General features: G+C 63.2%; 11 protein-coding genes and 1 pseudogene. 4 read left to right on the top strand and 8 right to left on the bottom strand.

Annotated elements, in window-relative coordinates:
- Positions 1-50 precede the first annotated feature (50 nt).
- On the bottom strand, positions 51-860 hold the full coding sequence (locus tag QX034_RS29080) for a MetQ/NlpA family ABC transporter substrate-binding protein (protein WP_316196211.1): 810 nt from the start codon (positions 858-860) through the stop codon (positions 51-53).
- 252 nt (positions 861-1,112) lie between these two features.
- On the opposite strand from QX034_RS29080, the gene QX034_RS29075 reads away from it, so the two are divergent.
- Positions 1,113-2,522: an LLM class flavin-dependent oxidoreductase gene (locus QX034_RS29075; protein ID WP_316196210.1), complete on the top strand. Its 1,410-nt coding sequence runs from the start codon at positions 1,113-1,115 to the stop codon at positions 2,520-2,522.
- 24 nt (positions 2,523-2,546) lie between these two features.
- Here QX034_RS29075 and QX034_RS29070 read toward each other — a convergent pair.
- The 7 genes and pseudogenes from QX034_RS29070 to QX034_RS29040 all read right to left on the bottom strand — a co-directional run.
- Positions 2,547-2,960 (bottom strand): annotated as a pseudogene (locus QX034_RS29070) (DOPA 4,5-dioxygenase family protein); the annotation flags it as partial.
- A 186-nt stretch (positions 2,961-3,146) separates the two neighbouring features.
- Positions 3,147-3,929, bottom strand: coding sequence for a class II aldolase/adducin family protein (locus QX034_RS29065; RefSeq protein WP_316196209.1), 783 nt, complete (start codon positions 3,927-3,929; stop codon positions 3,147-3,149).
- A gap of 218 nt (positions 3,930-4,147) precedes the next feature.
- Positions 4,148-4,993, bottom strand: coding sequence for an amidohydrolase family protein (locus tag QX034_RS29060; RefSeq protein WP_315703962.1), 846 nt, complete (start codon positions 4,991-4,993; stop codon positions 4,148-4,150).
- Between the two features lie 28 nt (positions 4,994-5,021).
- Complete coding sequence (locus tag QX034_RS29055; RefSeq protein WP_315764298.1) at positions 5,022-6,398, bottom strand: LLM class flavin-dependent oxidoreductase; 1,377 nt, start codon at positions 6,396-6,398, stop codon at positions 5,022-5,024.
- Between the two features lie 230 nt (positions 6,399-6,628).
- Positions 6,629-7,597 (bottom strand): sulfonate ABC transporter substrate-binding protein, encoded by a 969-nt coding sequence (locus QX034_RS29050; RefSeq protein ID WP_316196208.1) that lies wholly within the window; start codon positions 7,595-7,597, stop codon positions 6,629-6,631.
- 224 nt (positions 7,598-7,821) lie between these two features.
- Positions 7,822-8,604: a MetQ/NlpA family ABC transporter substrate-binding protein gene (locus tag QX034_RS29045; RefSeq protein ID WP_315703965.1), complete on the bottom strand. Its 783-nt coding sequence runs from the start codon at positions 8,602-8,604 to the stop codon at positions 7,822-7,824.
- 260 nt (positions 8,605-8,864) lie between these two features.
- Positions 8,865-9,947, bottom strand: a complete 1,083-nt coding sequence (locus QX034_RS29040; RefSeq protein WP_315742160.1) for an LLM class flavin-dependent oxidoreductase — start codon at positions 9,945-9,947, stop codon at positions 8,865-8,867.
- A gap of 305 nt (positions 9,948-10,252) precedes the next feature.
- Between QX034_RS29040 and QX034_RS29035 the strand changes: the two genes are divergently transcribed.
- The 3 genes from QX034_RS29035 to QX034_RS29025 are packed head-to-tail and all read left to right on the top strand — an operon-like array spanning position 10,253 to position 12,879.
- Positions 10,253-11,125, top strand: coding sequence for an ABC transporter permease subunit (locus QX034_RS29035; protein ID WP_315704290.1), 873 nt, complete (start codon positions 10,253-10,255; stop codon positions 11,123-11,125).
- Complete coding sequence (locus QX034_RS29030; protein ID WP_316168200.1) at positions 11,122-11,835, top strand: ABC transporter ATP-binding protein; 714 nt, start codon at positions 11,122-11,124, stop codon at positions 11,833-11,835. The genes QX034_RS29035 and QX034_RS29030 overlap by 4 nt, the downstream gene beginning before the upstream one ends.
- An 18-nt stretch (positions 11,836-11,853) precedes the next feature.
- Positions 11,854-12,879, top strand: a complete 1,026-nt coding sequence (locus QX034_RS29025; RefSeq protein WP_316196207.1) for an NrtA/SsuA/CpmA family ABC transporter substrate-binding protein — start codon at positions 11,854-11,856, stop codon at positions 12,877-12,879.
- Positions 12,880-12,915 lie beyond the last annotated feature (36 nt).

Raw genomic sequence — 12,915 nt, 5'->3', positions numbered from 1 at the left:
GCCTGGGGACGCGATCCGCGGCCCAAAAGGCAGCATCGCCGCAATCCATATTAGGACGCTTTGTTATCGAACCCAGCCGGAATGAACGCAGGCAGCTTCTCCTCGATGAACTGCTTGACTGCCGGCGACTTGAATACCTCGATGAAGGCCTTCAGCTTCGGATTGTCTTGTCTGTCCGCCCGCGCGGTGAAGCGCAGCACCAGGCCGTCATCGATCGTGCGATCGATGACGAGGGCCGCCTTCGGATCTCCGCCGGCCGGAATCAGATATGTGATGTTGACGAGCGCGAGCGTGACGTCGTCGAGCGAGCGGTAGGTCTGGGCGGGATCCAGCTCGACGATCTTCAGGTTCTTCGGATTTTCGATGATGTCGAACTTCGAAACCGAAAAGCCCTTGCCGGCTGCCAGCTTGATGAGCCCCGCCCGCTCCAGCAGGATCAGGCCGCGCGCGCCGTTGAGGGGCTCATTGGGAATGGAGACGGAGGCGCCGTCCTTCACCTCGTCGAGCGTCTTGATCTTCTTCGAGAACAGCCCGACCGGCGCGATCACGCCGACCTTGTCGACCTGCACCAGGTTGTAGCCCCGTTGCTTGTTCTGCAGCGCCAGATAGGTCGCATGCTGAAACAGGTTGGCGTCAACCTCGCCCGAATTGATCACCTCGTTGATCGCAACCCAGTCAGACAGCTCGACGAGCTTGACGTCGAGCCCGTTGTCCTTGGCGAGCTTGGCGGCAAAGCCGACTACCTGCCCCACCGGGCCCGCACTGGTCGCGATCTTCAGCGGCTCATCGGCCCGGCCGGCTGCCGAAAGACCAAATGCCAGACCAACGGCCAGCGCTACACGCAGCAGTATCTTCGTCACGTTTCAGCCTCGTCATCGGGAATTGCAAACCTCGCAACTCTGCGAATGATGTGCAATTGCCCCGGGCCTGTCGAGCGCTCGCGAAAAAAAGCGACGTGCGTTCTGCCGTGCTACGTGTCGGCAACACCATTTGCGGTGAAGCGGGCTTCAGATGGAAACAACGTGCTCCCGGCGAGCTGCTATCGTCGCTGTCGACGAGCGACATCGCCGACAGACGATCCATAGCACTCACGCATTCCTGAGAGCCGACCGATGGCCAAGCCCCGCGAACTCCGCTTCAACGCCTTCAACATGATGGCCCCGAGCCATAACTGGGCCGGCCTGTGGTCGCATCCGCGCGATCAGTCGATCAACTACAACACGCTCGAATATTGGGTCGACTATGCCAGGATTGCCGAACGCGGCCTGCTCGACGGCATCTTCCTGGCCGATGTCTTCGGCGTCTACGACGTCTACGGCAACAGTCCGGAGACGGCCCTTGCGCAGGCCGTCCAACTGCCCAACGCCGACCCGACATTGCTGGTCTCGGCCATGGCGCTGGTCACGAAACATCTCGGCTTCGGCATCACGTCGAACCTGACGTTCGAACACCCCTTCCAGTTCGCGCGACGCTTCTCGACGCTCGATCACCTGTCAGGCGGCCGGATCGGCTGGAACATGGTCACCGGTTATCTCGACAGCGGCGCCCGTGGGATGGGCCTCGCGAAGGGCCGCGCCCATGACGACCGCTACGACGCCGCGGACGATTTCCTCGCGGCCGTATACAAACTCTGGGAGGGAAGCTGGCAGGACGGCGCCGTCCGCCGCGATCGTGCCGGAGGCATCTTCACGGACCCGGCCAAAGTCCAGCGCGTGCGACATGATGGAGCTTATTTCCAGGTCGACGGCATCCATCTGGCCGAGCCGTCGCCGCAACGCACGCCCCTGCTCTACCAGGCCGGCACATCGAAACGCGGCCGCGCCTTCGCCGCCAAGCATTCGGAAGCCATCTTCCTCAACGGCCAGACTAAATCCGTGCTCGCCGGCGCGGTCCGCGACATCAGGACGGCCGCGAAGGAGTTCGGCCGCGATCCCCACGACATCAGGCTGTTCGCTGGCGCCACCGTCATCGTCGCGCCGACTCGCGCCGAGGCCCACGACCTCCTGGAAGAGTATGCCAGTCACGTTGATCAGGCGGGCCAGCTTGCACTGCTGTCGGGCTGGGCCGGGGTCGATTTCTCGACCTACCGCCCCGACGATCCGATCAGATACGTCCCGAGCAACGCGATCCAGTCGATGGTCGAGAACTTCACCGTCCGCAGCGATAGCCCCGTCCGGATCGGCGATCTCGCCACGCTGAGCTACGCCGGCGCGCGCTCGCCTTTCGTGGTCGGCTCGCCGCAAGAGGTCGCGGATGAACTGATCGCCTGGGCGGAGGCCACCGACGTCGACGGCTTCAACCTGTTCCGCCTGGTGGCGCCGGAATCGCTCACCGCGTTCGTCGATCTCGTCGTGCCCGAATTGCAGTCGCGCGGCGTCTACAAGACCGCGTACGCCGAGGGCACCCTGCGCGAGAAGCTGTTTCCGGGCCGCGGGCCATTGCTTCACACCACCCATCCCGGCGCGGCCTACCGCGATCCTGCGACGTGGGCAGCCGCGGCACGCCCGGATGCGGCGGAGTAGCAGCATATATGATGGTGAGGGACGAACCGTCGGTCGCGTGTTCGGCTCCCGTGGCAGCTTCGCCTCGCTTTCCTGTGGCAGCTTGTCGCCACGGATGCCGAACGGCGGTCCGATCCAGAGCGCGTGTGCCGTATGATCCGCCAGCGGCCGCGCCGTGTTCCGGTGAATGAGAACACTTAGCTTCCCGTGATTGAGCATCAGCCACGGCACCAGCGTCGGAAACACCTCGACCGCAAAGGCGACCTGGTACATCGATTGCTCATGGGGACCTACCAGCGCATCGTGCCAGTGCCCCAACGTCACGACGAAGCGCTCGCCGATCCAATCCCGGAGCTGCTGTGCATTGCCGCGCGTCCCCTCGGAATAGTAGATATGTGCATGGAAGCTGGTGATGGCATCGATCGGTTGCGGCACCGCCGCGATGTCCGGCGCTCCCATGGCGTCCTCCCTTCTTTCTTCGGCAGAGCGGCCCCGGGTTTACCCCTTCGAACAACGCGCTTTGCTCACCGGCTCATCTACCGCAGCACGAGCGGACGCGCCATGCGCCGAGCATGCGGCGGGGGAAGACTACAATGCCCGCCGGACATCGATCCGGCCGGGCGTCTTCACATCCCCGCGTCGATCTCAGTTGAAGAGATCCGGCTCCTGCGCCGTGATCCAGTCCCATAACGGCTGGAAGCTGAAATAGCCGCCCTTGTGGGTTCCGACCTGACTCGCCGTCAGCTTGGCGACCTCATGCGGAATCGGCTTGGTAGGACCGGCGGCCTCGGCCAGCAATTGGGTGCGCGCGGCATTGTCCATCGTGATGTACCACCACGCTGCGGCCTCGATGGTCGGACCGACCGTCAACAGTCCGTGGTTCTGCAGGATCGCAGCCTTCTTGGTGCCGAGCGCTTGCGCGATCTTCTTGCCCTCGTCGGCATCGAGCACCACGCCCGTGAACGGATCGAACAGCGCGTGGTCCTCGTAAAAGGCGCAGGCATCCTGGGTCAAGGGATCGAGCAGCCGGCCGAGCGCGGACCAGGCCTTGCCGTAGGTCGAGTGGGTATGCGCGGCAGCGATCACGTGCGGATGCGCCGCGTGAATCGCGGAATGAATAACAAAGCCAGCCTGGTTGATCGGCTTGTCGCCGACCAGAATGTTGCCGTCGTGATCGACGAGTTGCAGGTCGGAGACCTTGATCTGGCTGAAATGAGCGGAGAGCGGATTGATCCAGAACCGGTCGATGTACTCCGGATCGCGCACGGTGACGTGCCCTGCGAGCCCCTGATCGAAGCCGTAACGGGCGAACAGGCGGAAGGTTGCGGCCAGGCGCTGCTTGCGATGCAGCCGTTCCTCTTCGAATGAAGCCGCGGGCGGACGCTCCACGAGCGAAAACTTCCTCGGCCTTTCGACGATCGTGTTCATTGCCGTTCACCTCCTGCCTCGAGCCCGCGCTCGTCGCGCGATGCGCTCACTGAGACCATGGTAGAACGACTGGCGCGAGACGATCTTTTCAAAGATCGACGCTCTCCGAATCGAACATTCTCTGCGGAGCTGCCGTTAGTACTCCTGTGTGGGTCTGGCTGGCCAGCAGCGAGCCAGGACACGGGCTTCCTCTCTCCGAAGCGGTCCGCTCCGGTCCCTCAAAGTTTCAGCAGGCGTATAGCGTTCGTGGAGAAGACCCGCTCCAACACATCGTCCCGGAAGCCGGCAGCGGCGTAGTCGTCGATCGACTGCCGGATCGGCCGAAACGGATAAGAGGAGCCGAACAGAAATTGATCGGCCAGGAAGCTGTTGGCCGCCTTCACATAGGCCTCCTGTCCCGGCTGAAACAGATACATGTCCGGGATGAGATGGACATTGGCGTGCCGGAAGGCGACGCCAATGATCTCCTGCACTCTCGGCCAGGAGCCGTGATAAACTCCGATCTTGAGGCGCGGAAACGCTGCGGCGACGACGGCCACGCCGGACGGATCGTTGAAACGTGGATCAGGCGTCGTCGGTCCGGTCATCAGGAACAGCGGAATGTCGAGTTCCTGAAGCCGCTCGTAGATCGGCCAGTAGACGCGATCATCGGGGTGGCGAGGCGGCGCGCCGAAGCCCGGCTCGATGTCGATCCCCTTGAATCCAAGCTGGCTGACGGCGCGCTCGATCTCCTCGATCGCGGCCCGTTCGCCCTGAATGACCGGATCGACCGAGCCGATCCCGACCAGCTCCGCATGGCCGGAGACGATCTCGTGGATGCGGTCGTTCGGCAAATGCTGGAACGGCGTATGTCGCCCGACCACCACGGCCCGCGCCAGACCGGCATCATGGATCTCGGCAAGAAAGCCCTTTTGGGTCAGCGAACACGTGAAATGTGCATCATCTCCCCGCGTGCCGACGCGGCGATTGAGCCACCGCGCGGTCTCAAATTCCGGACTGCCAGGCGTAGCACCGAAAAAGTCGTGCAAATAAGCCGGGCGGCAACGCAGATCGATAATGGTCATCTGAATTCCTTAAGGATCGCAGGCCCAGCTAGATGTTGTACTGACGGCCAACCGGCCGGAACCGCCCGGCCGCATGCCGATCGGGCAGGCGGTTCCCCTCGCCGAACAGCTTGTGGCGCAGCGAACCATCCGCGTAGGCGGTCTTGTAGAGACCGCGATCCTGGAGCTCGGGAATGACGATGTCGATGAAGTCCGCATAGGTCTCGGGCACCACGATGCGGCTGAGGTTGAAGCCATCCACCTCGCCCTCCTCGATCCAGGATTGCAGTTCGTCCGCGACGGCAACGGCGTCGCCGGTGATCGTTGCATAGCGGCCGCCCAAAGCGAGTTCGTTCAGGAGATCGCGCTTGGTCAGCTTCCTCTGTGCGGCAATCGCCGTCGCCGATTGGATGGAGTTGCCGGGCGCGTAGGGAATGGGCTCATCGAGCCCGTAGCGTGAGAAATCGATGCCGGTGGACGCCGAGAAATGCGCCAGTCCGGCCTCCGGACTGGCATAGCGCAGGTATTCCGCGCGCTTGTCCTCAGCCTCGGCCTTGGTCCGGCCCGGCACCACCGCAATGCCGACGAAAACCTTGATGTCTTCCGGCCGACGGCCGGCTTGCGTCAGCTCCGCCCGGATGGCGCGCGCGGCGTTGCGCGCAGTCGCCTTGTCGCGGGCGGAGATGAAGACGCATTCGGCGTGTCGGCCGGCAAAAGCGCGCCCTCGCGGCGAGGTGCCGGCCTGGTACAGCACGGGCGTCCGCTGGATAGAGGGCTCGGAGAGGTGATAGCCGTCGACCTGAAAGAATTCGCCATGATGCGAGACGGGCCGGATCTTTGTGGGATCGGTGAAGATTCGAGCCGCGCGGTCGCGACGTACGGCATCGTCGTCCCAGCTTCCTTCCCAGAGCTTGTAGAGCACCTCGAGATATTCGTCGGCATAGTCGTAGCGGCGGTCATGCTCGGGCAGTTGCACGTCGCCCTTGCCGCGATGCGCGCTGTCGAGATAGCCGGTGACGATGTTCCAGCCGATCCGACCTCGCGTCAGGTGGTCAAGTGTCGAGAAGCGCCGTGCGAGCGTATAGGGCGCCTCGTTGTGTACGTTAACGGTGATGCCGAAGCCGAGCTGCTCCGTCGCAGCCGCCATCGCGGAGACGAGCAGAATCGGATCGTTGACCGGGAGCTGCACCGCCTCGCGCGCCGTCACATCGATCCCGCCGCCATAGATGTCATAGACCCCGATGATGTCTGCGATGAAGATCCCGTCGAACAGACCGCGCTCGAGAAGCTTGGCCTGATCGATCCAGTACGCAAGCGTATTGTAGTCAGGCGAGCGGTCGCGCGGATGGGTCCAGAGGCCATGATTGATATGGCCGACGCAGTTCATGTTGAAGGCGTTTAGCAGGATCTGTTTCTTTGCAGCCATCAGAAAGCTCCGGACCGGGGCGGAATCCAGCCGTTAAGATGATAATGACCGATCCTACCGGTATTTCCAGCATACCGGATCGTGCAACGTGGAACGCGCACGTTGCGCCAGCGGCGGCCCGAGTTGCAGCGACGAGCCCTGCCCTATGGCTCGCCTCTGCGCCTCCGCTCAGTGCGTTCGCGCCGCCAAGGCAGACGGAACCAGCACCCTGTGCGTAACGTCTCTCCGACTCAGGAGGCAGGCTTCCGTACAACGGTCGCAACCGCGATCGATTTCGGGATCAGGCCAAGATAGAAGAATGTATCGGCAATTCGCTGTTGCTCGGCGACCACGCTTTCATCCAGCGGCTTGACTCCGTAGCTCTGACGTTTCAGCGCAATCTCGAGGATGGGCGCGGGAATGCCGATGCCTGGGCTGAGTTCGGCCGCGACATCCGTCACCCTGTCCTTCGCCCAGTCATCGAGCTCTGCGATCGAGGCAATCACGGCGTCGATCACCTGCGGATTGCCGTCGGAGAATTTCCTGGTTGCGAGATAGAATTGATGGTTGGGAGCAAGGTTGCTTCCATTGGTCAATGTGCGTGCATTGGTGGCGACTTCCGCGGCGGCCTGGAACGGGTCCCAGATCACCCAGGCATCGACCGAGCCGCGTTCGAACGCCGCCCGCGCATCGGCGGGGGCGAGAAAAACGGTCTCGATGTCGGTATATTTCAGGCCAGCCTTTTCCAGGGCGCGGACGAGCAGGTAGTGCACGTTCGATCCTTTGTTGAGGGCAACCTTCTTGCCCTTCAATTCGGCGACCGTCTTGATCGGAGAGTCCCTGGGCACGAGGATCGCTTCACCTTCCGGTGCCGGCGGCTCGTGCGCCACGTAGACGAAGGGTGCCCCGGGGGCTTGGGCGAAAATCGGCGGCGTCTCGCCGGCGTGACCGAAATCGATCGAGCCGACATTGAGCGCTTCGAGCAGCGGCGGGCCTGATGGAAACTCCTTCCATTCGACGCTGTATCCGAGCGGCTGCAGCTTCTTCTCGAGCCAACCCTTGCCCTTCAGCAGGATCAGGTTGCCATATTTCTGGAAGCCGATCCGGATCACCTTGTCCTGGCCTTCGGCACCAGCCGGCGAGGCGACCAATGCCGCGACGGCCAGGACCGTCGCCAACCTGACCGTCCGACGAAACAGAACGGCGGCGCGACGTCTCATTTCAGTGACCATAGCTACCTCGCAAGAAGTCAGCAAACCGCAGCTCGCGCGGTGTTTCGGGATTGCGATATATCGCGGGCGTGCTGGAATAGGCTTCCAAATATCAGAGCTGCCGCAGAGCATCGTTTCTCCGCGCGGAGATTTAAAAACATGCTCCATTGCCGGTGAGTCACCCGCAGTCACCTGCAATAGACCGCCGGCCGCTAGGATCTCCGCGATCAAGCTCAAAACGCGGGAATCTGCCCCGGCAGCCTGTCTTTGATGAGCTGGCGGATGGTGTCATTCTGAAAGGCGCGGACAAGCTTCGGGACCCAGGGCGCATCCTTGTCGCGTTCGCGAACGGCAATGAAGTTGCTGTAGGGATTGTCGATGGGAGATTCGATCGCGATGGAGTCCTTTCCGGGAATGAGACCGGCCGGCACTGCGTAGTTTGTGTTGACGACGGCCGCGTCGAGATCGCCGAGACTGCGCGGCAGCTGCGCCGCGTCGATTTCCCGGAACTGGAGCTTACGCGGATTGTCGACCACATCGAGTACGGTAGGTAACAGCCCTACCCCATCCTTCACCTTGATGAGTTTCTGTGCTTGGAGCAGCAGCAGCGCGCGGCCGCCGTTCGACGGATCGTTGGGAATGCCAATCGCCGCGCCCTGCCGGAGTTCGTCCACCGACTTCACTTTCTGCGAATAGAGGCCGATCGGCGCGATGATGGTGGTGCCGACCGGCACGATCTTATAGCCGCGGGTCTTGACCTGGTTGTCAAGGAAAGGTCTGTGCTGGAACGCATTGGCATCGAGATCGCCGGAGTCCAGCGCTGCATTCGGCAACAGATAGTCGTTGAAGACGATCACGGAGACGTCGAGGTCGTCCTTGGCGGCAATCTCCTTCACCTTGGTCCAGAGGATTTCGGAATCGCCGCCGGAAATCCCGACCTTGATCTTCTGATCGGCAAGAGCCGGCGCTGCAAACAGCGAGAGTCCGGCAATGATCGACAGCAGGCGGCGTTTCATGAAGTCTGGTCTCCGACGAATCTGACTTGGAGGCAAATAGTGGAGAGGAACGCTCGCCATGACAATGAAACGCCAAACCAAAGATGGTCGCGATCACGGAAGGAATGTCTCCGGCCCGATAGACCGCGCAGCGAGTTTTTCGACTTGCCCTCCCAATGAGTAAGCGGTGTGGCAACACATCATGTGTTAGCCGCTCGCCGACTTGAAGTCGCCGTTTGCTTCCTTATGGGTCTGTCTGGTCGTCGCCGGAACGATCAGGATCAGCCGGCGCGCAACCCAGCGGGATGCCGCACGGCCTGCCGCTGCCGCACGCGCGGAATGATTTCGTCGGCGAAGCGTCTCATCTCGGCATCGAAGGGCTGGAACTGCAGCATGAACAGTTCAATGCCCGTACGGTGGAAGTCGACGATCCGATCGGCCACCTCGTCATAGCTGCCGACCAGCCCGGCCGCAGTCCCGCCGTTGCTGCCCACGCGCGCGCCCTTCTGCATCGTCTGCATCATGACGACCTTGGGATCGGTGTTCTGCTTCTGGATGACCTTCATGGGGGCATCCTTTTCGGCAAGGCGCAGCAGCCGCAGATGCGCATGGTCGGCCTCGGCCGCGGTCGGTCGCGCCACGACGAAGGCCGACAGGCCGAAGCGCAGCGGCGCCGCGCCCGAACGCGGACGCGAGGCGACGTCGTTGATCAGCGCAGCCACATCGGCGATCGGCTGGCCGTTGATGAACCAGACATCGCCGCGATCGGCGACCAGCGCGCGCGCCGGCTCCGACTCGCCGCCGACATAGATGCGCGGCCGCGCACGGTAGAGATCCTTCGGGCGCAGCGCGTAGTCCTGCACATCGAAATATCTGCCCTTATGCGTGAGCCTTTCGCCCTGCAGGAGGCGCGACACCACGGATATCCATTCGCGCCCATATGCGTAGCGTTCGTCATGCTCGGCAAATCCGATCCCGGCCCGCTCGAGCTCCGGCCTGTTCCAGGCATTGACGAGATTGATCGCAAAGCGCCCGCGGCTGATGTTCTCGATGCCGAGCGCCATCTTGGCGAGCACCACAGGATGAAAGAGATAGGGCTTGATGGCCGTGATGATCTCGATCCGGCTGGTCAACGCGGCCAACGCCGCCGCTGCGCTCCAGGCTTCGAGCTGATCCAGATCCTCCTGATGTGGATTGATCGTGTGCTGGGCTATGAGTGTGGAATCAAAACCGAGCGCTTCCGCCGCCAGGACGAGATCGCGATTGCGCTCCCACGACGCGTCGTAGGGCTCCTCCGGATCCTGATGCGCCGCACGAGGACCGTGCACCGACGCCCAGATGCCGAAACGAAGCGGATGTGTCATTTGCTGGCCCCACGATCTGCGCTACTGGCGGTCGACGTCGACGCGGAGCGCGATTTCCTGACGCACGTACTAACAAAATCGGAAAAGAAGTTCTTGCCGCTTTTCGTGCGCGGGGGAAATCGAAAACCTCCAACCGGAACAACAATTGGAAAACGGCTCTATTTCGATTGGCCGTCATTCGTGGGAGATTTCGGCTAGCGCGCCCACGGTGCTTAGGACACTTCCGGTCGCGCGCAACAGATGCGCAGGCGCGCAACTCGGTCGTGATCGGGTTGCAAACGGATGATGACGAAGGCCGGACGACATTGAGCAATCTCGAACAGGCTGCAGGGACGATCGAGCTGTCGCAGGGCGGCCCTGGCAGCCAAGTGGACCAACAAGCACGCCAAACGGAAAGAACCGCTTCGATCAGCACCGCGCCCCTGCAGGCGCTGTCCTGGCTCGCGCCGGTGCTGCTGGTCCTGGTATGGGAAGCGCTCGCGCAAGGCGGCTATCTGTCGCCGCAGGTGTTGCCGGCCCCCAGCAAGATCCTGCGCACGGCTTTCAAGCTGGCGTCACAGGGCACGCTGGGGGACGACCTCGGCGTCAGCTTGTTGCGGGCGGCAGCCGGCTTTGCTGTCGGCGGGACGATCGGCTTTGCGCTGGGCGTTCTCGTCGGCTTCTCGCGTCTTGCGGAAGCCCTCATCGATCGCAGCATCCAGATGATCCGCGCGATTCCGTTTCTGGCGGTCCTGCCGCTCGTGATCGTATGGCTCGGTGTCGGTGAAGCCGAGAAGGTCTTCCTCGTCGCGCTCGGCGTGACTTTCCCGCTCTATATCAACACGACCCTCGGCATCCGTCAGGTCGACCCGAAGCTGATCGAGCTCGGCCGGGTTCAGGGCTTGTCGACCCTGCAGCTGATCCGCCGCGTCATCCTGCCGGGTGCCCTGCCCTCGATCCTGACCGGCGTCCGCTATGCGCTCGCCACGGCCTGGCTCGCACTCGTCGTCGCCGAAACCATCGGCGCGCAGTCGGGTCTCGGCTTCCTTGCGATGGATGCCCGCGAGTTCCTGCGCACGGACGTGATCGTGCTCACGATCGTCATCTACGCGTTGATCGGCGTTGCCGCAGACCTGATTGCGCGGTGGCTCGAGCGGCGGCTGCTCTCCTGGCATCCGAACTATGGAGCTGCACGATGACCGTCCGGTTCGCGCCGCCTCCGCACGCCGCTCCGGCCGTGGTCGTCCATGGACTGCGGCGCGCCTACGGCGATCGAACCGTGATCGACGGACTCGATCTTCGCATCGAACGCGGCGAGTTCGTGGCTCTGCTCGGCGAGAGCGGCTGCGGCAAGACCACGCTGCTGCGTGCGCTTGCGGGCCTCGACCCGGTCCAGGCCGGCCGCATCGTCGCGCCGCGCCGTCCTGCGGTCGTGTTCCAGGAGCATCGCCTGCTGCCCTGGGACAGTCTCTGGCGCAACGTTGCCCTCGGACTGGACGGTCCGGATGCTCGCCGGCGCGCCGCGGCCGCGCTCGGCGAAGTCGGTCTCGGCGACAGGGTCGATGACTGGCCGCGCAACCTCTCCGGCGGCCAGGCACAGCGGGTCGCGCTGGCCCGCGCGCTGGTGCAAGAGCCTGAGTTGCTGCTGCTCGACGAGCCGTTTGCCGCGCTCGATGCCCTGACCCGCATCCGCATGCATGTGCTGGTGCGCGAGCTCGTCGCCTGGCACCGGCCGGGCGTCTTGCTCGTCACCCACGACGTCGACGAGGCGATCGCGCTGGCCGATCGCATCCTGGTGATGCGCAAAGGTCGAATCGCATCCGAGCACCGCGCCAACGACATCGGCACGGTCGCGCGCGGCGACCTGTTAGCCGAACTCGGTGTGCTCAACGAACACGCTCCCGCTTAAATCCTGGAAGGATCGCCCATGTCGTCGGACGACTTTGAATACCCTTCACGCCGTCAGTTCCTCGGTACCGCTGCGTTCGGCGTCGGGGCGCTCGCCGGCTTCACCTTGACCGATCATGCCTGGTCGGCCGCGGGACGCATCACCGATACCGTACGCCTGACCTGGGGCCTGTCCGGGCTCAACCTGATTGCCAAAGAGCGTGGCGAATTCGAAAAGACGCTGGCGAAGGACGGCATCAAGGTCGAATGGCTGGGACCGTTCCCGAACCACGCGCCGACCTTGCAGGCCGTGACCGGCGGCACCGCCGATTTCTCGTTCGGCGGTTCGACGACGCCGGCGCTGGCGGCAATCATTGCTGGGTCGCCGCTGGTATTCACGCAGTTCGTTGTCTATGAGCCACGCACCACCGCAATTATCGCCCGCGACGATTCCGGCATCAACAAGGTTGAGGACCTCGTCGGCAAGTCGGTGGCGGTCAACCGCTCGGGGCTCGGCGAATTCCTGCTGGTCGCGGCACTGGAGAAGCACAAGGTCGACCGTTCCAAGGTCAAGTTCGTCTACCTCAACCCACCCGATGCCGCGCCCGCGCTCGCTTCGGGCAAGGTCGATGCCTGGTCGATGTGGAGCCCCGGCGTCGATATCGCGCGGCTCGACTACAAGGCGCACGACATCTTCCTGGAAGGTCGCGACCTCGAGTTCCAGATCGACTACACGTCCTACCTGACGACCCGCAAGTTCGCCACCGAGAACCCAGCTCTGGTCCGCGCCGTCAACGATGCCTTCCGCGCCGAGGGCAAATGGATTTCGGAGAATAGCAAGGACGCCGAATACATCGCGCAGAAGGCGGGCAAATACAGCGATGATGTTCGAGACCGGTTCATCGCGATGAACCGCCAGTACCGCTACTTTTCCGCGACCGACAGGCAGTTCATCGCTGACCTGCAGAAAGCAGCCGACTGGCTGGTCGAACGCAAGGTGCTGCCCGAGCCCGTCAAGGTTGCCGACCATCTCGCCCGGATCGACGAAGCGTTGCCGCAGCGCTGACCGGCCGTCCCCCTTTTCTCTCATGATGTGGTGCCT

The organism is Bradyrhizobium sp. SZCCHNR3119 (assembly GCF_032487775.1).
Lineage (GTDB): Bacteria > Pseudomonadota > Alphaproteobacteria > Rhizobiales > Xanthobacteraceae > Bradyrhizobium.
This window is presented reverse-complemented; position numbering and strand designations above follow the sequence as displayed.

Bases quoted from the DNA above. Each gene is read 5' to 3' on its own strand.
- QX034_RS29075 (WP_316196210.1), top strand. From the start codon at position 1,113: ATGGCCAAGCCCCGCGAACTCCGCTTCAACGCCTTCAACATGATGGCC.
- QX034_RS29065 (WP_316196209.1), bottom strand. From the start codon at position 3,929: ATGAACACGATCGTCGAAAGGCCGAGGAAGTTTTCGCTCGTGGAGCGT.
- QX034_RS29060 (WP_315703962.1), bottom strand. From the start codon at position 4,993: ATGACCATTATCGATCTGCGTTGCCGCCCGGCTTATTTGCACGACTTT.
- QX034_RS29055 (WP_315764298.1), bottom strand. From the start codon at position 6,398: ATGGCTGCAAAGAAACAGATCCTGCTAAACGCCTTCAACATGAACTGC.
- QX034_RS29050 (WP_316196208.1), bottom strand. From the start codon at position 7,597: ATGAGACGTCGCGCCGCCGTTCTGTTTCGTCGGACGGTCAGGTTGGCG.
- QX034_RS29045 (WP_315703965.1), bottom strand. From the start codon at position 8,604: ATGAAACGCCGCCTGCTGTCGATCATTGCCGGACTCTCGCTGTTTGCA.
- QX034_RS29040 (WP_315742160.1), bottom strand. From the start codon at position 9,947: ATGACACATCCGCTTCGTTTCGGCATCTGGGCGTCGGTGCACGGTCCT.
- QX034_RS29030 (WP_316168200.1), top strand. From the start codon at position 11,122: ATGACCGTCCGGTTCGCGCCGCCTCCGCACGCCGCTCCGGCCGTGGTC.
- QX034_RS29025 (WP_316196207.1), top strand. From the start codon at position 11,854: ATGTCGTCGGACGACTTTGAATACCCTTCACGCCGTCAGTTCCTCGGT.